Genomic DNA, 19,791 nt, shown 5'->3' with positions numbered 1-19,791 from the left:
CTAAAACTTCCGGCTCACCCGACTGGAGACACCATGACGTTTTCCCGGCCGATCGCCCCCGTGGCGAGCGCCTTGCGCGAGCAATTCCGCACGGTGCGCGCCGCCAGCGTGGCGCTGGCCGCGCCGCTGTCCGCCGAGGACCAGTGCATCCAGTCGATGCCCGACGCCAGCCCGACCAAGTGGCACCTGGCGCACACGACGTGGTTCTTCGAGACCGTGCTGCTGCAGCCGCATGCGGCGGGGTACCGACCCTTCGATGCGCGTTTTCATTACCTCTTCAACTCCTACTACGAGGCGCTCGGGCCGCGCCACCCGCGGCCGCAGCGCGGGCTGCTCACGCGGCCCTCGCTGGACGAAGTGCATGCCTACCGCCACCATGTCGACGAGGCGGTGCTCGCGCTGCTCGCGGCGTCGGAGGCGCTCGACTGGGCGGCCATCGAGTCCATCGTCGCGCTCGGGCTGAACCACGAGCAGCAGCACCAGGAGCTGCTGCTCACCGACATCCTGCATGCGCTGTCGTGCAACCCGCTGCTGCCGGCGTACAAGCCCGCGAGCGGCCCTGCGCGGCGGCTGGCCGCCGTGCCGGCCGAGGTGCGCTGGCTGGAACAGCCGGGCGGCACGGTCGAGGTCGGGCATGCGGGCGAAGGCTTCTGCTTCGACAACGAGACGCCGCGCCACACCGCCTTGCTGCGCCCCTATGCCATCGCCGACCGGCTGGTGAACTGCGGCGACTACGCGCAGTTCATCGCCGACGGCGGCTACCGCCGGCCCGAGCTGTGGCTGTCCGACGGCTGGGCCACGGTGCAGGCGCAGGGTTGGCGCCACCCGGCCTACTGGCTTGAAGCCGACGACCCGCGCATCGCCACCCTCGGCGCGGGCGGCGGCCCTGCCGCGCCCGGCGGCTGGCAGGTGTTCGGCCTGCACGGCGTGCGGCCGATGGAGGCCGACGCGCCCGTGTCCCAGCTGAGCTTCTACGAGGCCGCCGCATACGCCGAATGGGCCGGTGCGCGGCTGCCCACCGAGTTCGAATGGGAGGCCGCCTTCGACGCGCCCGGCATCGCGCAGATGAGCGGCCACGTCTGGCAATGGACGCGTTCCTCGTACGACCCGTACCCGGGCTTTCGTCCGCTGCCCGGCATCGCGGCCGAATACAACGGCAAGTTCATGGTGGGCCAGCTGGTGCTGCGCGGCGGCAGCGTGGTCACGCCGGCCGGCCATACGCGGTCGAGCTACCGCAATTTCTTTCCGCCGGCGGCACGCTGGCAGTTCTCGGGGCTGCGGCTCGCGAAAGACCTTTGACCGACACCTCGATGGAGCCGAGCACCATGCGCAATCCGACCGCCCCGTTCGCCCTCGCCAGCCACCTGCAGCGACAGGAAGCGGCGACCCCGCCCGACACCGCCCCGTGGTCCGAGTTCGGCCGGGCCATGCAGGCCGGCCTGGCGCGCACGCCGCGCCACATCTCGCCCAAGTTCTTCTACGACGTGGCCGGCTCGCAGCTGTTCGACCGCATCTGCGAGCTGCCCGAGTACTACCCCACGCGCACCGAGCTGGGCATCCTGGGGGCCTGCGCTGGCGAGATCGCCGCGCAGATCGGGCCGAACGCCGAGATCGTCGAGTTCGGCGCGGGTTCGCTCACCAAGGTGCGGCTGCTGCTTGATGCGCTCGAATCACCCAAGCGCTATCTGCCGATCGACATCTCGGGCGAGCACCTCGAAGCCGCGGCGGCGCGCCTGAAGGCCGACTACCCGGCGCTCGCGGTGCAGCCCATCGCGGCCGACTACACCATGCCGCTCGTGCTGCCCGCGCCCCTGGCCGGGGCGGGCCGGCGCGTGGGCTTCTTCCCGGGTTCGACCATCGGCAACTTCGAGCCCGACGAGGCACTGGCGTTCCTGCAGCTCGCGGCGCGCATGCTGCGCGGCGGCGGCCTGCTGATCGGCGTCGACCTGGTGAAAGACCCGGACCGGCTGCACGCGGCCTACAACGACGCGCAGGGCGTGACGGCGGCGTTCAACCTCAACCTGCTGCGGCGCGCGAACGCGGAGTTGTCGGCCGACTTCGACCTCGACGGCTTTTCGCACGCGGCCTTCTACAACGCGCCGATGCGCCGCATCGAGATGCACCTCGTGAGCCGGCGCGCGCAGAGCGTGCAGCTGCGCGGCGAGTGTTTCTCGTTCGAGGAAGGCGAGACCCTGCACACCGAGTACTCGCACAAGTTCACCGTCGAAGGCCTGCAGGCCCTGGCGGTGCGCGCGGGCTTCCGCGTCGGGGCGGTGTGGACCGACCCCGAGCGGCTGTTCAGCGTGCACTGGCTCCTGAGCTGAGCCTCAGGACAGGTCCGCGCCGTTCACGAGCCGGACCGGCACGCTGGCCAGGTCCACGCCTTCCAGGCAGCGCGCATTGATGGCCCATCCTGTGAACGGCAGCTTGCCTTCGGCTGCCTCTTGCGCGGTGGGCGCGCTGGGAATCCGGAACGGCATGATTCCGCAGGTGGGGCAGAAGTAGTCGCGTGCGGTCCGTGTGTGCCATTCATAGACCGTGAGGTCTTCCAGCGGCGTGAGCAGGCGAAGCGCCGATGCGGGCACGCGGTGAATCAGCGCGCCGCGGCGCCGGCACACGGAGCAGTTGCAGCTGCGGACATGGTCGAGGTTCGTGTCCACCTCGAAGCGGCACGCGCCGCAATGGCAAGCGCCTTGGTACGTTGTCACGGGCGGCGAGTTCCTAGCTGTCCAGCCCCGCCAGGCACACGTACTTCACTTCGAGGAAGTCGTCGAGCCCGTACTTCGAACCTTCGCGCCCCAGCCCAGACTGTTTGACGCCGCCGAACGGCGCCTCGGCCGTCGACACCAGCCCGGTGTTCACGCCCACGATGCCCGATTCGAGTGCCTCGGCCACGCGCATGATGCGGCCGATGTCGCGGCTGTAGAAGTACGCGGCCAGGCCGAACTCGGTGTCGTTGGCCGCGGCGATGGCCTCAGCCTCGGTGTCGAACGCGAAGATCGGCGCCAGCGGGCCGAAGGTTTCCTCGCGCGCGAACAGCATGTCGGGCGTGGCGCCGCCGATCACGGTCGGCTCGTAGAACAGGCCGCCCAACGCATGGCGCTTGCCGCCCGCGAGCACGGTGCCGCCCTTGGCGACGGCGTCGGCCACGTGCTCCTCGATCTTCTCGACCGCCTTGGCGTCGATCAGCGGGCCCTGGTTGACGCCGGCCTCGGTGCCGTTGCCGACCTTCAGTGCGTTGACCTTGGCCACCAGCTTCTGCGTGAAGGCCTCGAGCACGCCGCGCTGCACGTAGAGGCGGTTGGCGCACACGCAGGTCTGGCCGGTGTTGCGGTACTTGGAGACCATCGCGCCTTCGACGGCGGCATCCACATCGGCATCGTCGAACACGATGAAGGGCGCGTTGCCGCCGAGTTCGAGCGACAGCTTCTTGATGGTGTCGGCCGACTGCTTCATGAGCGTGCGGCCCACCTCGGTCGAGCCCGTGAAGGTGAGCTTGCGCACGATGGGGCTGCGCGTCATCTCGCCGCCGATCTGGCTGGCCGAGCCGGTGAGCACCGACAGCAGGCCCTTGGGCACGCCCGCGCGTTCGGCGAGCACGGCAAAGGCCAGCGCCGAGAACGGCGTCTGCGTGGCCGGCTTCACGACCATGGCGCAGCCGGCCGCGAGCGCGGGCCCGGCCTTGCGCGTGAGCATGGCGGTGGGAAAGTTCCAGGGCGTGATGGCGGCGGTGACGCCCACGGGCTGCTTCAGCGCGAGGATGCGGCGGTCGGCCTGCGGCGCGGGAATGGTGTCGCCGTACACGCGGCGCGCCTCTTCGGCGAACCACTCGATGAACGAGGCGGCGTAGGCGATCTCGCCGCGGCTCTCGGCCAGGGGCTTGCCCTGCTCGGTGGTCATGATGAGCGCGAGGTCGTCCACGTTCGCGAGCATCAGGTCGTTGAGCTTGCGCAGGATGGCCGAGCGTTCCTTGGCGGGCACCTTGGCCCAGGCCTTCTGCGCTTTCTCGGCGGCGGCGATGGCGCGCACGGTTTCCTCGGTGCCGCACATCGGCACGGTGCCGATGTGCTCGCCAGTGGCGGGGTTGGTGACGGCGACGGTGGTGCCGTTGTCGGCATTCGCCCAGGTGCCGGCGATGCAGGCCTGCTGGCGCAGCAGGGTCGGGTCTTGGAGTTTCAGTGGCATGGGGGTGTGTCTCAGGCTTGCAGGGCGGCGGCGAGGATGTCGAGGCCTTCGCCGAGCACCGCGTCTTCGATGGTCAGGGGGAACAGGAAGCGGACCACATTGGCGTGCACGCCGCAAGTCAGCAGCAGCAAACCCGCGTCGCGCGCTCGGATTTGCACCTGCTTCGTGAACTCGGGGTCGGGCGCGCCGTCGGCCCCCGCGAACTCGACCGCCACCATCGCGCCCAGGCCGCGCACGTCCGCGATCTGCGGCACCTTGGCGCGCAGCCCTTCGAGGCGCGCCTTGAGCCGGTCGCCCAGCACCTGCGCGCGCTCGCACAGGCGTTCGTCCTCGATCACGTCGAGCACCGCATGCGCGGCCGCGATGGCCAGTGCGTTGGCGGCGTAGGTGCCGCCGAGCCCGCCGGGCGCGGGCGCGTCCATGATCTCGGCGCGGCCGCACACGGCCGACAGCGGTGTACCGCCGGCCAGGCTCTTGGCCATCGTCATGAGGTCGGGCACCACGTCGTGATGATCCATGGCAAACCACTTGCCGGTGCGCGCGAAGCCGGTCTGGATCTCGTCGGCGATCAGCAGGATGCCGTGGCGGTCGCAGATCTCGCGCAGCGCGCGCATGAAAGCGGGCGGCGCGGCGTAGAAACCGCCTTCGCCCTGCACCGGCTCCAGGATGATGGCCGCCACCTGCTCGGGCTCGATGTCGGCCTTGAACAGCTTGTCGATGGCGCGCAGCGAATCGTCCACCGACACGCCGTGCAGCGCGATCGGCGCGGGCACGTGGAAGATGCTGCCGGGAAAGGGCCCGAAGCCGGTCTTGTACGGCACCACCTTGCCCGTGAGCGCCATGCCCATGAAGGTGCGGCCGTGAAAGCCGCCGCTCAGCGCGATCACGCCGGGCCGGCGCGTGGCGGCGCGCGCGATCTTGATCGCGTTCTCGACCGCCTCGGCGCCGGTCGTGAAGAAGGCGGTCTTCTTGGCGTGGGTGCCGGGCGTGAGGCGGTTCAGGCGCTCGGCCAGCGACACCACGCTTTCGTACGGCACCACCTGGTAGGCCGTGTGGGTGAAGCGCTCGAGCTGCGCGCGAATGGCCTCGACCACGCGCGGATGCCGGTGGCCGGTGTTGAGCACGGCGATGCCCGAGCCGAAGTCGATGTAGCGCCGGCCTTCGACGTCCCACAGCTCGGCGTTCAGCGCGCGCTCTGCATAGATGGGAAAGCCGATGCCGACGCCGCGCGGCGTGGCGGCGATGCGGCGCGCGTCGATGGCGGCGTTGGTCCTGGTTGTCATGAGATTCCTTCGTTGCTTGTTTTGATGGGAGGGGCTCAGTGGCTGCCCGGCGCCACCATGCGATGGCGGATCTGGTCGGCGACCACGGCCACGATCAGCAGGGTGCCCAGCACCACCATCTGCAGGTACGAGCCCACGCTGGCCAGGTTCATGCCGTTCTGCACCAGGCCGATGAAGATCGCGCCCATCACCACGTTGGGCACGCGGCCGATGCCGCCGCGCAGGCTCACGCCGGCGATCACACAGGCCGCGATCGATTCGAGCGCCACGGTGCCGCCGAGGTTGGCCTCGCCGGTTTCCACGCGCGCCGTGAGCAGCAGGCCGCTCACGGCCGCCAGGCCCGCGCACAGCAGGTAGGCCATGAGCAGCACGCGGCGCGTGTCGATGCCCGACAGCGCCGCGGCCTTGGCGTTGCCGCCCACCGCGAGCAGGTGCGTGCCGGTCGGCAGGCGGCCCATGAGCACGCCCATGCCGGCCACGCACACGGCCGTCACGAGAATCGGCACCGGCACGCCGAGCATGGTGCCGAAGCCGAACAGCTCGCTGAACTGCGCCGGCATGCCCGACACCGGCACGCCGCCCGTGAGGAACAGCGCAAAGCCGAAGCCGATCGACTGCACGCCCAGCGTCACGATGAAGGGCGACACGCCGATCACCGCCACGCCGAAGCCGTTGACCAGGCCCACCACCAGCCCGGCGAGCATCCCGCAGGCGCAGCCCACGAGCACCACCATCCAGGCCGCGTCGGGAAAGGCCGCGCCCAGCGCCTGCATGGCGAGCGCGGAGACCACCGAGGTGATTGCCATCACCGTGCCCACCGAGAGGTCGAAGCCGCCGGTGACCAGCGCCAGCATCTGGCCCAGCGACACGAGGATCAGGTAGACCGACTGGCGCAGCAGGTTCACGAGGTTCTGCACCGTGAGGAACTGGTCGGACAGCGTGGCGAACACCACGCAGGCGATCACCAGCATGAAGGGCAGCACGCCCAGGCGCAAAAAGAGGCTGCGCAGCAGGCTGAGGGCACGCCCGGCCAGGCCGGGCGTGGGGGCCGCCGGGGCGGCGGTGAGGGAAGGCGAAGTCATGAGGAGGGGTTCTCGCTGGGGCCGAAAAACAGGTTGAGCACGGCGGTTTCCTGGATGGCGTCGCCGTGCAGCTCGCCGGCGATCTCGCCGCGGCACATCACGTACACGCGGTGGCTCAGGTGCAGCACCTCGGGCAGGTCGGACGAGATCACGACCACCGCCGCGCCGCCTTCGCAGAGCTTGCGGATCACCTCGTACAGCGCGCTGCGCGTGCCGACGTCGACGCCGACCGTGGGCTCGTCGAACACGTAGAGCGCGGCGTCGCGCGTCATGCCCTTGCCGAACAGCACCTTCTGCTGGTTGCCGCCCGAGAGCAGGCCCACGGGCCGTTCGAGGTTGCGCGGCGCGAGCTCGACGCGCTCGGCGGCCGTCGTCGAAAGCCGCCGCCCGAGGCGCTTGCGCAGCCAGCCGCCGCGCCCGCGCAGCGGCCCGTGCACCAGCGGCAGCGTGATGTTGGCGCGGGAGGTGAAGCCGAGCACCAGCCCTTCGCCCTTGCGGTCGGGCGGCAGGTAGAAGAGGCCGTCGTCGAGCAGCTGGCGCACCGTCGCGCCGGTGCGCGGTTGGCCCTTGAACAGCACGCGGCCTTCGCTCACGGGGTCGAGGCCGTAGATCGCGCGGAACAGCTCCGACTTGCCGCAGCCGACCAGCCCGGCCAGCCCGACCACTTCGCCGCGCCGCACCGTGAGGCTGGCATGGCGCACGCCGTTGGGCGAGGCCAGCCCTTCGACCTGCAGCACCACCTCGCCGGGGTTGGCGGCGATGCGCGGGTAGATGTTGTCGATGGCCCGCCCGCTCATCAGCTCGATGAGCCGGTCGGCGCTCGTGGCGTTCGCTTCCACGGTTGTGACCTTGCGCCCGTCGCGCAGCACCGTGATGCGGTCGGCGATCTGCGCGATCTCCTGCATGCGGTGCGAGATGTAGACGATGCCCACGCCGCGCGCCTTCAGCCGCGCCACCAGTTCGAACAGGCGCTGCGTCTCGGTGTCGGTGAGCGAGGCGGTGGGTTCGTCGAGGATCAGCACCGACACCTCGCCGCGCAGGCCCTTGGCGATCTCCACCATCTGCTGCTGCGCGCGCGTGAGGCCCGCCACGGGTGCGTCGACATCGATCTCGAAGCCCAGGTCGGCCAGCATCGTGCGGGCGCGCTCGCGCACCGCCGCGCGGTCGAGCAGGCCGCCCTGGCAAGGCTCTTCGCCCAGGCTCAGGTTCTGCGCCACCGACAGCGTGGGGATCAGCGAGAACTCCTGGAACACCGCGCTGATGCCGTGGCGCCGCGCGTCGTGCACGTTGGCGAACTTCACCGGCGCGCCGTGCATGCGGATCTCGCCCGCCGTCGGTACATTGGCACCGGCCAGCAGCGAGATCAGCGTCGACTTGCCGGCGCCGTTCTCGCCGAACAGCACGTGCACCTCGCCGGCGCGCAGCTCGAAGTCCATCGCATCGAGCGCGAGCACGCCGGGGTAGCGTTTGCCCAGGCCGAGGGTCTGCAGCAGCACGGGAGCCATGGCCGGCCTACTTGACCTCGAACACCGGCTTGAAGCCGGTCGGCGGCAGGATGTCGGCCTGCTTCACGGTCTTGATGTTGCCGCTGTCGACCACGAAGATCTTCGGGCCGACGTGCTTCACCACGTCCTTGTTCTCGAGCAGGCGCACGGCCTGGTCGACCGCGATGCGGCCCTGGATCACCATGGAATCGGCCGGCGCGGCCACGATGCGGCCCTTCTGGATGCCTTCGTACACGCCCGGCGTCATGTAGAACGAGAGCACCTGCACCTTCTTGTCGAGGTTGCGCGCGCGCAGGATGCCGGTGGCGGCCTCGGCGGTCACTGCCGTGCCGGCCACATAGGCGAGGTCGGGGTTGCCCTGCAGCACGTCTTCGACCAGCTTGGCCTGCGCCTCCTTGCCGGTGTCGCCGTACTTCGGGTCGAGCACCGTCACGGCGCTGCCCTTGATCGCTTCCATGAAGCCCTTGTGCGCGGCCTCGACCCAGCCCGCGCCGGCCGGGCCGGGGAACCAGCCGACCTTCACCGGCGGCGAGCCTGCGGGGTGCTTCTTGGCGAGGTACTCGCCGGTCGATTGGCCCATCGTGTAGAACGAAACGAGCGACTTGGCCGACAGGTCGGGCGAGCTGATGCCGTTGACCAGGTCGATCACGGGCACCTTCTTGGCGGCCGTGGCCTTGATGACGTTGTTCAGCCCATCGCCCGAGATCGCACCGATGACCACCGCATTGGCGCCGCGCGCCACGCAGTCCTCGATCTGCGAGACCTGCTTGCTCAGGTTGGTGTAGCCGCCCGCGTCGACCACCTGCAGCTTCACGCCCAGGCGGCGCGCCTCTTCGATCACGCCGTAGTCCACGCCGAGCCAGTAGGCGTCCTTCATGTGCGGGAACGACACGCAGATGTCCCACTTCTTCGACGCCTTGGCCAGCGGCGTGTAGTCGATGGGTTTCTTCGTGCCCTCGGCCGAGAAGGCGGGCTCGGTGGCCTCGGCCTTGTAGGGGAACCAGTCGGCGGCCGAGGCCGGGGCGTGCCACGCCAGGGCGGTGGCGAGCGAAGCGGCGATCAATGAAACGCGCAGGGGCGAGCTGTTCATGAAGAACTCCTTGGGTGACAGCAGTGAAGAAAAAGGGGAGGGAACGCGTCAGGCCGCGAGTGCGGCCCGCAGGCGGTCGAGCCGTCGTCGGCGTTCGGCGCGGGCTTCGAGCGCCTGCGCCATGTCGACCTCGACGAAGCGCGCCTTGTGGTTGGGCTGCATCTGGGCGATGAGGTCCATGTCGGCGCTGATGACCGTGCCGACCATCGCATAGCCGCCGCCCGACACCGCGTCGCGGTGCAGGATGATCGGCTCGCGTCCGCCCGGCACCTGGATGGAGCCGTACGGATAGCCCGCATCGACGATGTTCGACGGGTCGTCGCCCGCGCCGAAGGGCGGCGTGCGGTCCTGGAACTTCAGCGGCGTGCCGTGCTTGTAGCGGTAGCCGATGCGGTCGGCCTCGGAGCCGACGGTCCAGGTGTCGGCGAAGAAGCTTTGCACCGACACATCCTGCAGGCGATGGAAGTAGATGCCCGGCAGCACGCGCAGGGCCACTTCCTTCTCGAGCACCGGCAGCAGCGCGGCATCGACCGTGCGGCCTGCGCGGGCGCCGGCAGCGGGCGTGCCCACGGGCAACTTGTCGCCGGCCAGCAGCTTGCGGCCGTTGAAGCCGCCGAACGCGCCCAGGCCGTAGGTCGAGCGGCTGCCCAGCACCACCGGCACGTCGATGCCGCCGGCCACGGCGATGCACATGCGCGCGCCGAGCTTCATGAAGTCGAAGCTCAGCTTGTCGCCGGCCTGCACGGCGAACGAGGTGTTGCGCGGCGCTTCGTTGCCATTGAGCTTGATCTTCGCGTCGGCGCCGGTCACCGCCACCAGCGCGGGCGCGTCGAACTGCAGCTCGGGCCCGAGCAACGTGCTTTCGATGACGGCCGCGCCTTCGTCGTTGCCCACCAGCAGGTTCGCGAGCACCAGGCTTTGCTGGTCGAGCGCGCCCGACAGCGGAATGCCCAGGTGGTAGTAGCCGGGGCGGCCGGCGTCCTGCACGCTGGTCGCGAGGCCGGGCTTGAGGACTTCAATCGCCATGGAGCACCTTCAGGAGCTGTTGGTTGTAGCCGTCCGGGTCGGCCAAAAATTCATTGAGCGAGAACGACACCGGCGCGATGCGCAGCGCGTAGGTGCCGGCCTCGACCTGCGCCACCTGGCGGTCGTACTCGGCGCGGTCGATGGGTTTCCACTTGACGATGTCGCCGGGCTGGAAGAACACCATCAGGTCCTTGAGGTACGACAGCCGCTGGGCCGGGTCGAAGATCGGCGCGGGCGTGACGCCGAACATCTGGTAGCCGCCCGCGCCGCGCACCGAGTAGATGCAGCTGAAGCAGCCGCCGTGGCCCAGCGTGAGCTTGGGCGTGTCGGTGCGCGGGCTCAGGTACTTGGGCACCTGGATCTGGCGCTGGCGCTCGACCATCTGGAACAGGAAGGGCAGGCCGGCCACGAAACCGACCATCGACACGAACCACGGCGCCGACGAGTGCGCCTCGATGAAGGCCTCGACCGAGGCGTGGCCGTTGATGCGCGCGGCGTACTCGATGTCGGTGCTCGACGGGTCCTGGTGGCGCTCGCGAAAACGCATCAGCGTCTCGTGCGTCCACGGGTCGTTGTAGAGCACCGGGATCTCGACGATGCGCGTCTGCATCTGCAGGTCGGCATCGCCCAGGCCCGCTTCGATTTCCTTGAGCGTGGCGAGCAGCGTGTCGGGCGCGATCGTGTCGGGGTCGAAGCGCACGAGGTACGCGGCGTTGGCCGGGCAGATCTCGGTCACGCCGGGCAGGGCGCGGCGGCGCAGCTCGTTGCAGATCGCCATGCCCTTGAAGAAGGCGGGCAGCGACATCTCTTCGCTGATCTCGACGAACAGGTGCTCGTCGCCGCCGAAGCTGTAGCGGGCCTGGGCGGGGAGGGTGCTTGCAGCGGTCATGCGGCCACCTTCAACATGGGAGGCGCATCGGCGAGTGGATTCGCCGCGAGCCAGGTTTCGAGAAATCCCGTGTGGAACGCGGCCTTCGCTACGTCCGCGTCCTCGCACAGCGCACGGTGCAGCGGGATCGTCGTGTGAATGCCTTCCACCTGCAACTCGTCGAGCGCACGGCGCATGCGGGCCAGGGCGCTGGCGCGGTCGGTGTCGTGCACGATGAGCTTGCCGAGCAGCGAGTCGTAGTAGGCCGGCACGGTGTAGCCGGGGAACAGGAAGCTGTCGAAGCGCACGCCGGGGCCGCCGGGCACCACCAACTGCGACACGAGGCCGGGGCTCGGCATGAAGTTCTTCGCCGCGTTCTCGGCGTTGATGCGCACCTCGATGGCCGCGCCGTTCAGGCGGATGTCCTCCTGCTGCAGGCGCAGCGGCTGGCCCAGCGCGATGCGCAGCATCTCCTTCACGAGGTCGACGCCGGTGACCATCTCGGTGATCGGGTGTTCGACCTGGATGCGCGTGTTCATCTCGATGAAGAAGAACTCGCGCGTGTCGTCGTCGTACAGGTATTCGAGCGTGCCCGCGCCACGGTAGGCCACGGCGCGCGCCAGCCGCAGTGCCGATTCGCACAGCGCGGCGCGCGTGGCTTCGCTGATGGCGGCCGAGGGCGCTTCTTCCCACACCTTCTGGCGGCGCCGTTGCAGCGAGCACTCGCGCTCGAAGCAGTGCACCACGCGCTCGCCGTCGCCAAGAATTTGCACCTCGATGTGGCGCGCCTGGCGGATGAAGCGTTCGAGGTACACCTCGCCGTTGCCGAAGGCCGCCTGCGCTTCGGCGGTGGCGGTGGCGAACTGCTGGCGCAGCTCGGCTTCGTCGTGCGCCACGCGGATGCCGCGCCCGCCGCCGCCGGCCGAGGCCTTGATCATGATGGGGTAGCCGATGTCTTTCGCCACTTCGACCGCGGTGTCGGGGTCGGTCACCACGCCCGCGCTGCCGGGCACGGTGGGCACGCCGGCGCGCAGGGCGGCGGCGCGTGCCGCGGCCTTGTCGCCCATGGTGCGGATCGCATGCGGCGTCGGGCCCACGAACACCAGGCCCGCGGCCTCGACGCGCTCGGCGAACGCGGCGTTCTCCGAAAGGAAGCCGTAGCCTGGGTGCACCGCGCCGGCGCCGCTGTCGGCGGCGGCCTGCAGGATCGCGTCGATGCTCAGGTAGCTCTTGGTGGCGTGCGCCGGGCCGATGCGCACGGCCTGGTCAGCCATGCGCACGGCCAGGCTCTGCGCGTCGGCGTCGCTGTAGACGGCCACGGTCTTCAGCCCCAGTTCTTTCGCGGCGCGGATGATGCGCACCGCGATCTCGCCCCGGTTGGCGACCAGCAGTGTGTCGAATGCGGCGGTCATGGGCAGCTGCCTCAGTCCGTTTCGATGACGGCCAGCAACTGGCCCGGATCGACCGGCTCGCCGTTCTCGACGGCGAAGCGGGCCAGGCGCCCGGCCGCGTCGGCCGTGACTTCGCTGAACTGCTTCATCACCTCGACCAGGCCGAGCACGTCGCCCACGGCCACGGTGTCGCCTTCGGCCTTGAACGGCGGCGCGTCGGGCGCCGAGCGGCGGTAGAAGGTGCCCGGCAGCGGGCTCAGGACTTCATGGGTAGCGGGCATCGGGACACTCCTGGAACAGGTTCGGGTAACGAGGAAAAAAACTCAGGCGGGCTTGGCAAGGCCTGCAACTTCGATGCCGTGGCCGGCCAGCGCGCGGCGCGTGGCCTGCACCAGGGCGAGCGCGCCGGGCGTGTCGCTGTGGATGCAGACCGAGTCGAAGCCGACCGCCACGTCCTCGCCTTCGACCGTGCGCACCACGCCCTCGATGCAGGCACGCAGCACCTTGGCGGCCACGGCCTCGGGGTCGAGCGCGCCGACCCGGCGCGTGAAGACGATGGAGCCGCTCAGGTCGTAGTCGCGGTCGGCATAGAACTCGCGCACCACCGGCTGGCCCAGCTCGCGCGCCACCTGGAAGGTGACGGACGATTCCATGCAGAACAGGCGCAGCGTGGGTTCGATCTGCTGCAGCGCGGTGACGAGGGCGCGCGACAGCGCCTCGTCGCGCGCCGCATGCATGTACAGCGCGCCGTGCGGCTTGATGTGCTGCAGCGTCATGCCGGCCAGGCGCGCGAACTCGCGCAGCGCGCCGAGCTGGTAGACCATGTCGTTCACCAGCTCGTCGGCCGGCGCGGTGATGTGGCGGCGCCCGAAGCCCACGAGGTCGCGAAAGCCCGGGTGTGCGCCGATGCCCACGCCGTGTTCGCGGGCCAGCAGCACCATCCTGCGCATGATGTTCGGGTCGCCGGCATGGAAGCCGGTCGCGATGTTGGCCGAGCTGATCAGCGGCATGAGCTGCTCGTCCACGCCGTCGCCGATGGTCCAGGGGCCGAAGCCTTCGCCCATGTCGGAATTCAGATCGATCTGCGTTGTCTTCGTCACGTCGTCCCGCCTTTGTGTGGTGCGCATCGCCAAGGGGGCGGTGCAGGTTGGCGCGAAGGTTAGCCAGCAGTCGAAAGGCCGAAAAGCATTGTTTTCAGGCGGCCCGATATCTGAAAAACAGATGCTGCAAGCCACCGGATTGGGCGCTACGCTGGAGGGAAGCGATCGCGCGGTATCGGGTTTTCGCCCGAGGCGGGCAGCGCGTATCCGTAAATACCCTAGGAAGACGGCGCCATGTCCCTGACCCTTCGCCAGCTCAAGTACTTCTCGGCGGTGGCCGAGGTGGGGCGCATCTCGCACGCGGCGCTGCAGCTCAATATCTCGCAGTCGGCCGTGACCACCGCCATCCGCGAGCTCGAGGAGCTGATGGGGCAGCAGCTCTTCGAGCGGCACCCGCATGGCGTGGAACTCACCAAGGCCGGGCGCCGCTTCCTGAGCCACGCCTACGCGGTGCTGTCGGCGGCCGACGAGGCGGTGCGCATGCCACACGAGGGCGAGAACGTCGAGGGCTCGCTCACCATCGCGGCCAGCTACACGGTGCTGGGCTACTTCCTGCCGCACCACCTGCAGCGCTTCGAGCAGCTGCATCCGCAGGTGACGGTGAAGGTGCACGAGGTGGCGCGCGAGGCCATCGAAGAAGGCCTGATCACGCAGCGCTACGACATCGGCGTGGTGCTCACCTCGAACGTGGTGCTGCGCGAGCTGTCGCTCGAAACCTTCTTCGGTTCGCAGCGCCGGCTGTGGGTGCCGGCCAAGCATCCGTTGCTGGACAAGGCCGAGGTGACGCTGGCCGACGTGGCGGCCGAGCCCTACATCATGCTCACCGTCGACGAGGCCGCGGCCACCGCGCTCAAGTACTGGAGCAAGACGCCGCACCAGCCGCAGATCCGGCTGCGCACGAGTTCGGTGGAAGCGGTGCGCAGCACGGTGGCCAACGGGCTGGGCGTGACGGTGCTGTCGGACATGGTCTACCGGCCGTGGTCGCTGGAAGGCAAGCGCATCGAGACCATCAACCTGCGCGACGCGGTGCCCACGATGAACATCGGGCTGGGGTGGAAGCAGGGCGTGGAGTTTTCGCCGGCGATGACGGCGTTCCGCAACTATTTCCGGCAGCTGTTTCTCGAGCCGGCGTCGGGGCGCACGGGGCGCGGTCGCGGCTGACACTGTGGGGGAAACCCTGCCGGCATCGGGCCGGGATGACCCGGCGCAAGGAAAGCACCTCGCGCCAGCGTCACAATAGCCGCTGTCCCGAGCGCGCAATGCGGCATCGGCACCTTGCACCTCCCCGGAGATCGATCCCATGAAAGCAACCTGGAACGGCGTCACCATCGCCGAAAGCGACGACACCGTGCTCGTCGAAGGCAACCACTACTTCCCGATGAGTTCGCTCAACCGCGACGTGGTCACCTTCAGCAACCACAAGACCACCTGCCCGTGGAAGGGCTCGGCGAACTACTACTCGCTGCTGGTCAACGGCGAACTGCACGCCGACGCGGCCTGGTACTACCCCGACCCGAAGCCCGAAGCCGAGGAAATCCGTGACCGCGTCGCGTTCTGGAAGGACGTGAAGGTCAGCGCCCAGTGAGCACCGCCGCCTTCGCTCCCCCGTTCACGCCGCCGGCCGAACTGGCCGGTGCGCTGCGCGAGCACGGCTACGCGGTGCTCAGCCCGCAGGGCGTGTGCGACTGGCTCGGCGTGCCGCTGGCGCAGCTCGAGGCGCTGCACGCCGACTGGAACGACCTGCCGCCCGACGAGTACCTGAAGGACGGCGGGCGCTACCGCACGCGGCGCCATGCCTGCTTCACGGTCGAGGCCGACGCCACGCTGGCGCAGGTGCCGCACCGCGCGCACTGGCAGCCGGTCGAATACAACGCGCTGCACGGCGGCATGCAGCGCTGGTTCGCGCCGATGCTCGACGCCACGGTGGCGCAGCCCGTGTGGCAGCGGCTGATGCAGCAGCTCGGCCAGGTCAGCAGCGACATGCGCGGCGCACCGCAGCGCTGGTTCGTGGAAGCGCACCAGTTCCGCATCGACACCGCCGGCGGCATCGGCCGCCCGACGCCCGAAGGCGCGCACCGCGACGGTGTCGACCTGGTGGCGGTGGTGCTGATCGGGCGCCAGGGCATCAAGGGCGGCGAGACGCGCGTGTTCGAGGCCAACGGCCGGCGCGGCGAGCGCTTCACCATGACCGAACCGTGGACGCTGCTGCTGCTGGACGATGCGCGCGTGATCCATGAATCGACGCCGATCCAGCCGATGGAAGAGGGCGGCGATGGCTGGCGCGACACGCTGGTGGTCACCTGCCGATCTGAGGGTTTCCAGGGGGATTGAGACGCCTGCGGACTTCGCTGGTCGGAGTCCTACAGGGCGGGTTCTGCATAGCGGTTAAATTCGGGGCCCGACCCGGTGCGAACCGGGTCCGTCAGTCTGTCTGTCTGCGAACGCTAAGCGAGGTCCCGCCATGTTCAATCACATCCTGGTCCCCATCGACGGCTCCGAAACTTCCATGCTCGCGGTCAGCAAGGCCAGCGGTCTCGCCCTGGCCTTCGGCAGCCGCATCACGCTGATCCACGTGATCGACAACTACCCCTTCATCGGCGTGGGCGCGGACTATGCGCTCGGCCAGAACGAATACCTCGCGGCGGCCACCGCCAGCGCCAACGCGGCGCTCGCACGCGGCGTGGCTGCCCTGGCGGCCGAAGGCCTGCACAGCGACCAGCGCGTGATCGACGGCCACGTGGTGCACGAAGGCATCGTGGACACGGCCATCGCCATCGCGGCCGACCTGATCGTGATGGGCTCGCACGGGCGCAGCGGCATCGAGAAACTGCTGCTGGGCAGCGTGACGCAGCGCGTGCTGCAGGACGCCACCATGCCGGTGCTCGTCGTCAAGGGCCGCTGAGCATGAAGCCCGCCGCACGTTCGAAGTGCAACGGCTCCCGCGTCGCGGGATGCACGAACCCCAGTTCCCTGGCATGCAGCAGCAGGCGCGGCGCGCGTGCCTGCAGCGCGGCGTCGCCGTACAGCGCATCGCCCAAAATCGGGTGCCCGATCGACAGCAGGTGAACGCGCAGCTGGTGTGAACGGCCGGTGAGCGGCTCCAGCAGCACGTGCGTGGCCGCAGGGCCGCCCGGCGGCGACACGCTGGCCAGCGCGCGCCAGCGCGTGAGGCTGGGCTTGCCGGCCGGGTCGATCTTCTGCAGCGGCCGGCGCGGCCAGTCGGCCATCAGCGGGGCGTCGATGAGCGACCAGTCGTCGCGCTGCGGCATCACGCCGTCGACGATCGCCTCGTAGCGCTTGTGCACCTCGCGGTCGGCGAAGGCCGCGCTCAGGGCGCGCTGCATCTCCAGGCCGCGCGCCATCACCACGAGGCCGCTGGTGCCCATGTCGAGCCGGTGCACGATGAGCGCGTCGGGCCACTGGCGCTGGGCGCGTGCGCTCAGGCAGTCCTGCTTGTCCTCGCCGCGCCCGGGCACGCACAGCAGGCCGGCGGGCTTGTCGAGCACCAGCAGGTGGGCGTCTTCGTGAACGGGGAGCAGGTCGGGCGGCGAAGCGGTCATGGGGACAGCGAGTGTAGAGAGGCTCAGAAAGCCGGAAGAAGGCTGGGCTATCCTCGACCGATATGCCCGGCGCCGCTTCTCCTCCCTTGTCTCCCACGTTCACCGACCTGAGGCGCGAGCGCCCTTTCATGCAGCTGTGGGTGGCGCGCCTGTTCGGCACCGCCGCCTCGCAGATGATGCTCGTGGCCATCGGCTGGCACATGTACGAGCTGACGGGCAGCGCGTGGGACCTGGGCCTGGTGGGCCTGTACCAGTTCGTGCCCGCGCTGCTGCTGGCGCTGCTGGCCGGCCATGTGGTGGACCGGCACCACCGCGGCCGCATCGTGGCGGTGTGCTTCGCGGTGCAGGGCACCGTGGCACTGGCGCTGCTGTTCGCGGTGCTGCACAGGAACGACACGCGCGGGCTGCTGCTCGGGCTGTCGCTGGTGCTGGGCGCGGTGCGCGCCTTCCAGATGCCGGCGCAGCAGGCGCTCACGCCGCTGCTGGTGCCGCCGTTGCTGCTGTCGCGCGCGATGGCGTTCAGCTCGGCGGGCATGCAGGGCGCGATCATCGGCGGCCCCGCGCTCGGCGGGCTGCTGTTCGTGGCGGGCATGGCGGTGGTCTACGGCGCGAGCGTGCTGTGCTTCGCGGTGGCCTGCGTGCTGGTGCTGCGGCTGCGCTACGACCACGCGCCGGCCGCGCGCGAGCCGGTCACGCTGGCCACGGTGTTCGCGGGCGTCAATTTCATCTGGAAGCGCAAGCCGGTGCTGGGCGCCGTGTCGCTCGACCTGTTCGCGGTGCTGCTGGGCGGCGCCGTGGCGCTGCTGCCGATCTATGCCAAGGACATCCTGCACACCGGCCCCTGGGGCCTGGGCCTGCTGCGCAGCGCGCCGGCGGTGGGCGCGCTGGTGATGTCGATCGCGCTCACGCGCCGGCCGGTCGAGCGCAACGTGGGGCGCACGCTGCTGCTGGCGGTGGGGGCGTTCGGGCTGTGCATGGTGGTGTTCGGGCTGTCGAAGAGCTTTCTCGTCTCGCTCGTTGCGCTCGCGGTATCGGGCGGGGCCGACATGGTCAACGTCGTGATCCGCCAGACGCTGGTGCAGCTGGAAACGCCCGACGCCATGCGCGGGCGGGTGAGCGCGGTCAACTCGATCTTCATCGGCGCGAGCAACCAGCTTGGCGAGTTCGAATCGGGCGCCACGGCGGCGCTGCTGGGGCCGGTCGGCTCGGTGGTGCTCGGCGGCGTGGGGACGATGCTGGTGGCGCTGACGTGGTTCCGCCTGTTCCCGTCGCTGGCGCAGCGCGACCGGCTGGTGGTCGCGGCGCCGGCTTCGGCGCGGTCCTGATCCTCAGTCGAAGAGGGCGCGGGCCTGTGGCACGTCGAGCGTGAGGTCGCTCAGCGCCTCGGCCACGCAGGGAAGAATCCAGCCGTCGATCTTTTCGTCGAAGCTCAGGCCTGGCCATTCGATGAGGTGGCGGCTCTCGCCCGACAGGCGCTGGCAGATGCAGGTGCGGCAGGTGCCGTTGCGGCACGAGCTGGGCAGCTCGATGCCGGCCGCCTCCGCTGCGTGCAGCAGCGTGACGCCCGCCTCGGCCTCGAATTCGAGGCCCGACGGTTCGAGACGGACCTTCATCGCGCGGGAGGTTCTTGCTGCTGTTGCTGCTGTTCGCGGCGTTGCTCGCGCAGCATGAAGAGGTACAGGCTCTCGACCTTGTCGCGCGCCCAGGGCGTCTTGCGCAGGAACTTGAGGCTGGAACCCACGCTGGGCTCGCTGATGAAGCAGCGGATCGGCACCAGGTGCCCCAGCTGCTCCCAGCCGTAGTAATCGGCCAGCGCAGTCACGATGGCCTCCAGCGTGAGGCCATGCAACGGGTTGCGCGGCTGCGCCGGCTTGGGGGCGGGCGCGGGGACGTCGGTCACTCGGTCACTTGTTCTTGAGCTTGCCGCGCGGAATCACCGCCGTGGTGACGGTGCGCACGGGCTCGATGCCGCCGGTGGGGGCCTTCGGCGGCGAGGTGTCCTTCTTCGGTTTCTTCGCTTCCTTGTTGGTGCGTTGCTGACCCTTGGCCATGTGCTTTCTCCAGTTGATACGTGCGGATGCCGGAGGAGTTTAGCGGTGCGGCGACAATAGCCGGTTCCACACGTTTTTCCGCTTTCATGTCCGATTACGAAGTTCGCCCCGCCACGATGCGCGACGCCAAGGCCGTCGCCGAAGTCCATGCCCTCTCTGCCAAGGCTGCCTACGAAGGCATCCTGTCCGAAGACGACCTGCGCGTGCTGGCCCCCGCCTCGCGCGAGGCCAAGTGGCGCGAGGCCATCGAATTCAGCGAACCCCAGGTCCACGTGGTGACGCACGGCAGCGAGATCGTCGGTTTCGTGGGCTTCGACCGCTCGCGCGACCCCAAGACGCCGCCCACCACGGGCGAGATCTGGGCCATCTACGTCAAGCCCGAGCACTGGGGCAAGGGCGCCGGCGTGGCCCTGTGGGACGCCGCCCGCGAAGGCCTGGCCGAAGAAGGCTGCACCACGGTCACCATCTGGGTGCCGCTGCGCAACGACCGCGCCATGCGCTTCCACGAACTCGCCGGCTTCAAGCGCGAGATGAAGACCGCCAAGACCACGGCCCTGGGCACCGTGCGCGTCGAAGAAATCCGCCTCAAGCGGGCGGTGGACTGATCCACCCCCGGATGCCGCGTACGGTCTTCACCGGCGCGGCCATCG

General features: G+C 69.6%; 23 protein-coding genes. 8 read left to right on the top strand and 15 right to left on the bottom strand.

Features of this window, described 5'->3' with window-relative positions; genetic code table 11:
* The first annotated feature begins 33 nt into the window (after positions 1-33).
* Positions 34-1,299, top strand: coding sequence for an ergothioneine biosynthesis protein EgtB (gene egtB, locus AC07YS_RS10360; RefSeq protein ID WP_495268372.1), 1,266 nt, complete (start codon positions 34-36; stop codon positions 1,297-1,299).
* A gap of 26 nt (positions 1,300-1,325) precedes the next feature.
* Positions 1,326-2,324: an L-histidine N(alpha)-methyltransferase gene (gene egtD / locus AC07YS_RS10355; RefSeq protein WP_495268371.1), complete on the top strand. Its 999-nt coding sequence runs from the start codon at positions 1,326-1,328 to the stop codon at positions 2,322-2,324.
* A 3-nt stretch (positions 2,325-2,327) separates the two neighbouring features.
* Here the strand turns inward: egtD and AC07YS_RS10350 are convergent, their stop codons facing one another.
* From AC07YS_RS10350 to AC07YS_RS10300, 11 genes are read right to left on the bottom strand one after another with little or no spacing between them, the layout of a single operon-like run.
* Entirely contained in the window at positions 2,328-2,708 is a 381-nt protein-coding gene (locus AC07YS_RS10350) for a GFA family protein (protein ID WP_495268370.1), read from the bottom strand.
* 13 nt (positions 2,709-2,721) lie between these two features.
* Positions 2,722-4,185 (bottom strand): NAD-dependent succinate-semialdehyde dehydrogenase, encoded by a 1,464-nt coding sequence (locus AC07YS_RS10345; protein ID WP_495268369.1) that lies wholly within the window; start codon positions 4,183-4,185, stop codon positions 2,722-2,724.
* Between the two features lie 11 nt (positions 4,186-4,196).
* Positions 4,197-5,468: a 4-aminobutyrate--2-oxoglutarate transaminase gene (gabT, locus tag AC07YS_RS10340; RefSeq protein WP_495268368.1), complete on the bottom strand. Its 1,272-nt coding sequence runs from the start codon at positions 5,466-5,468 to the stop codon at positions 4,197-4,199.
* A gap of 35 nt (positions 5,469-5,503) precedes the next feature.
* Positions 5,504-6,550: an ABC transporter permease gene (locus AC07YS_RS10335; RefSeq protein ID WP_495273715.1), complete on the bottom strand. Its 1,047-nt coding sequence runs from the start codon at positions 6,548-6,550 to the stop codon at positions 5,504-5,506.
* The gene (locus AC07YS_RS10330; RefSeq protein ID WP_495268366.1) at positions 6,547-8,055 is read right to left on the bottom strand and encodes a sugar ABC transporter ATP-binding protein; all 1,509 of its coding nucleotides are present in this window, start codon (positions 8,053-8,055) and stop codon (positions 6,547-6,549) included. Before AC07YS_RS10330 ends, AC07YS_RS10335 begins: the two co-directional genes overlap by 4 nt.
* 7 nt (positions 8,056-8,062) lie before the next feature.
* The gene (gene torT / locus AC07YS_RS10325) at positions 8,063-9,145 is read right to left on the bottom strand and encodes a TMAO reductase system periplasmic protein TorT (protein ID WP_495268365.1); all 1,083 of its coding nucleotides are present in this window, start codon (positions 9,143-9,145) and stop codon (positions 8,063-8,065) included.
* A gap of 48 nt (positions 9,146-9,193) precedes the next feature.
* Complete coding sequence (locus AC07YS_RS10320) at positions 9,194-10,171, bottom strand: 5-oxoprolinase subunit C family protein (protein WP_495268364.1); 978 nt, start codon at positions 10,169-10,171, stop codon at positions 9,194-9,196.
* Positions 10,161-11,060 carry a 5-oxoprolinase subunit B family protein gene (locus AC07YS_RS10315; protein ID WP_495268363.1) on the bottom strand — a complete coding sequence of 300 codons (900 nt, stop codon included), beginning with the start codon at positions 11,058-11,060 and terminating at the stop codon, positions 10,161-10,163. Before AC07YS_RS10315 ends, AC07YS_RS10320 begins: the two co-directional genes overlap by 11 nt.
* Entirely contained in the window at positions 11,057-12,451 is a 1,395-nt protein-coding gene (locus AC07YS_RS10310; RefSeq protein WP_495268362.1) for an acetyl-CoA carboxylase biotin carboxylase subunit, read from the bottom strand. The genes AC07YS_RS10315 and AC07YS_RS10310 overlap by 4 nt, the downstream gene beginning before the upstream one ends.
* A gap of 11 nt (positions 12,452-12,462) precedes the next feature.
* Positions 12,463-12,711 (bottom strand): acetyl-CoA carboxylase, encoded by a 249-nt coding sequence (locus AC07YS_RS10305; RefSeq protein ID WP_495260355.1) that lies wholly within the window; start codon positions 12,709-12,711, stop codon positions 12,463-12,465.
* 42 nt (positions 12,712-12,753) lie between these two features.
* Entirely contained in the window at positions 12,754-13,530 is a 777-nt protein-coding gene (locus AC07YS_RS10300) for a 5-oxoprolinase subunit PxpA (RefSeq protein ID WP_495268361.1), read from the bottom strand.
* Between the two features lie 234 nt (positions 13,531-13,764).
* Here AC07YS_RS10300 and AC07YS_RS10295 point away from each other — a divergent pair, with 234 nt between their 5' ends.
* From AC07YS_RS10295 to AC07YS_RS10280, 4 genes are all read left to right on the top strand, one after another.
* Positions 13,765-14,691, top strand: a complete 927-nt coding sequence (locus AC07YS_RS10295; protein ID WP_070062541.1) for a LysR family transcriptional regulator — start codon at positions 13,765-13,767, stop codon at positions 14,689-14,691.
* Positions 14,692-14,830: 139 nt separating this feature from the next.
* A complete protein-coding gene (locus tag AC07YS_RS10290) occupies positions 14,831-15,115 on the top strand; it encodes a DUF427 domain-containing protein (protein WP_056579293.1) in 285 nt (94 codons plus the stop codon).
* Positions 15,112-15,861, top strand: coding sequence for a 2OG-Fe dioxygenase family protein (locus tag AC07YS_RS10285; RefSeq protein WP_159270900.1), 750 nt, complete (start codon positions 15,112-15,114; stop codon positions 15,859-15,861). The genes AC07YS_RS10290 and AC07YS_RS10285 overlap by 4 nt, the downstream gene beginning before the upstream one ends.
* A 130-nt stretch (positions 15,862-15,991) precedes the next feature.
* Positions 15,992-16,432, top strand: a complete 441-nt coding sequence (locus AC07YS_RS10280) for a universal stress protein (protein WP_056579296.1) — start codon at positions 15,992-15,994, stop codon at positions 16,430-16,432.
* Here the strand turns inward: AC07YS_RS10280 and AC07YS_RS10275 are convergent.
* The gene (locus AC07YS_RS10275; RefSeq protein WP_495268360.1) at positions 16,419-17,090 is read right to left on the bottom strand and encodes an RluA family pseudouridine synthase; all 672 of its coding nucleotides are present in this window, start codon (positions 17,088-17,090) and stop codon (positions 16,419-16,421) included. The genes AC07YS_RS10280 and AC07YS_RS10275 overlap by 14 nt on opposite strands.
* A 128-nt stretch (positions 17,091-17,218) precedes the next feature.
* Between AC07YS_RS10275 and AC07YS_RS10270 the strand changes: the two genes are divergently transcribed.
* Complete coding sequence (locus AC07YS_RS10270) at positions 17,219-18,415, top strand: MFS transporter (protein WP_495268400.1); 1,197 nt, start codon at positions 17,219-17,221, stop codon at positions 18,413-18,415.
* Between the two features lie 3 nt (positions 18,416-18,418).
* Here AC07YS_RS10270 and AC07YS_RS10265 read toward each other — a convergent pair whose 3' ends face one another.
* Genes AC07YS_RS10265 through AC07YS_RS10255 form a run of 3 tightly spaced genes read right to left on the bottom strand, consistent with a single transcriptional unit; the run spans position 18,419 to position 19,141 of the window.
* On the bottom strand, positions 18,419-18,703 hold the full coding sequence (locus tag AC07YS_RS10265) for a 2Fe-2S iron-sulfur cluster-binding protein (protein ID WP_495268359.1): 285 nt from the start codon (positions 18,701-18,703) through the stop codon (positions 18,419-18,421).
* The gene (locus tag AC07YS_RS10260) at positions 18,700-18,990 is read right to left on the bottom strand and encodes a VF530 family protein (protein ID WP_062477599.1); all 291 of its coding nucleotides are present in this window, start codon (positions 18,988-18,990) and stop codon (positions 18,700-18,702) included. The genes AC07YS_RS10265 and AC07YS_RS10260 overlap by 4 nt, the downstream gene beginning before the upstream one ends.
* 4 nt (positions 18,991-18,994) lie before the next feature.
* Positions 18,995-19,141 (bottom strand): hypothetical protein, encoded by a 147-nt coding sequence (locus tag AC07YS_RS10255; RefSeq protein ID WP_167395057.1) that lies wholly within the window; start codon positions 19,139-19,141, stop codon positions 18,995-18,997.
* Between the two features lie 86 nt (positions 19,142-19,227).
* On the opposite strand from AC07YS_RS10255, the gene AC07YS_RS10250 reads away from it, so the two are divergent.
* Complete coding sequence (locus tag AC07YS_RS10250; protein WP_062477596.1) at positions 19,228-19,746, top strand: GNAT family N-acetyltransferase; 519 nt, start codon at positions 19,228-19,230, stop codon at positions 19,744-19,746.
* Positions 19,747-19,791 lie beyond the last annotated feature (45 nt).

Source organism: Variovorax sp. GW458-11-26-14-LB1 (genome assembly GCF_059423965.1).
This window is presented reverse-complemented; position numbering and strand designations above follow the sequence as displayed.

Coding starts and splice junctions, on each gene's coding strand:
- egtB (WP_495268372.1), top strand. CDS start 34: ATGACGTTTTCCCGGCCGATCGCCCCCGTGGCGAGCGCCTTGCGCGAG.
- egtD (WP_495268371.1), top strand. CDS start 1,326: ATGCGCAATCCGACCGCCCCGTTCGCCCTCGCCAGCCACCTGCAGCGA.
- AC07YS_RS10295 (WP_070062541.1), top strand. CDS start 13,765: ATGTCCCTGACCCTTCGCCAGCTCAAGTACTTCTCGGCGGTGGCCGAG.
- AC07YS_RS10290 (WP_056579293.1), top strand. CDS start 14,831: ATGAAAGCAACCTGGAACGGCGTCACCATCGCCGAAAGCGACGACACC.
- AC07YS_RS10255 (WP_167395057.1), bottom strand. CDS start 19,141: ATGGCCAAGGGTCAGCAACGCACCAACAAGGAAGCGAAGAAACCGAAG.
- AC07YS_RS10265 (WP_495268359.1), bottom strand. CDS start 18,703: ATGAAGGTCCGTCTCGAACCGTCGGGCCTCGAATTCGAGGCCGAGGCG.
- AC07YS_RS10335 (WP_495273715.1), bottom strand. CDS start 6,550: ATGACTTCGCCTTCCCTCACCGCCGCCCCGGCGGCCCCCACGCCCGGC.
- AC07YS_RS10270 (WP_495268400.1), top strand. CDS start 17,219: ATGCAGCTGTGGGTGGCGCGCCTGTTCGGCACCGCCGCCTCGCAGATG.
- AC07YS_RS10250 (WP_062477596.1), top strand. CDS start 19,228: ATGTCCGATTACGAAGTTCGCCCCGCCACGATGCGCGACGCCAAGGCC.
- AC07YS_RS10345 (WP_495268369.1), bottom strand. CDS start 4,185: ATGCCACTGAAACTCCAAGACCCGACCCTGCTGCGCCAGCAGGCCTGC.
- AC07YS_RS10315 (WP_495268363.1), bottom strand. CDS start 11,060: ATGACCGCTGCAAGCACCCTCCCCGCCCAGGCCCGCTACAGCTTCGGC.
- AC07YS_RS10310 (WP_495268362.1), bottom strand. CDS start 12,451: ATGACCGCCGCATTCGACACACTGCTGGTCGCCAACCGGGGCGAGATC.
- AC07YS_RS10275 (WP_495268360.1), bottom strand. CDS start 17,090: ATGACCGCTTCGCCGCCCGACCTGCTCCCCGTTCACGAAGACGCCCAC.
- AC07YS_RS10330 (WP_495268366.1), bottom strand. CDS start 8,055: ATGGCTCCCGTGCTGCTGCAGACCCTCGGCCTGGGCAAACGCTACCCC.
- AC07YS_RS10305 (WP_495260355.1), bottom strand. CDS start 12,711: ATGCCCGCTACCCATGAAGTCCTGAGCCCGCTGCCGGGCACCTTCTAC.
- AC07YS_RS10320 (WP_495268364.1), bottom strand. CDS start 10,171: ATGGCGATTGAAGTCCTCAAGCCCGGCCTCGCGACCAGCGTGCAGGAC.
- gabT (WP_495268368.1), bottom strand. CDS start 5,468: ATGACAACCAGGACCAACGCCGCCATCGACGCGCGCCGCATCGCCGCC.
- torT (WP_495268365.1), bottom strand. CDS start 9,145: ATGAACAGCTCGCCCCTGCGCGTTTCATTGATCGCCGCTTCGCTCGCC.
- AC07YS_RS10280 (WP_056579296.1), top strand. CDS start 15,992: ATGTTCAATCACATCCTGGTCCCCATCGACGGCTCCGAAACTTCCATG.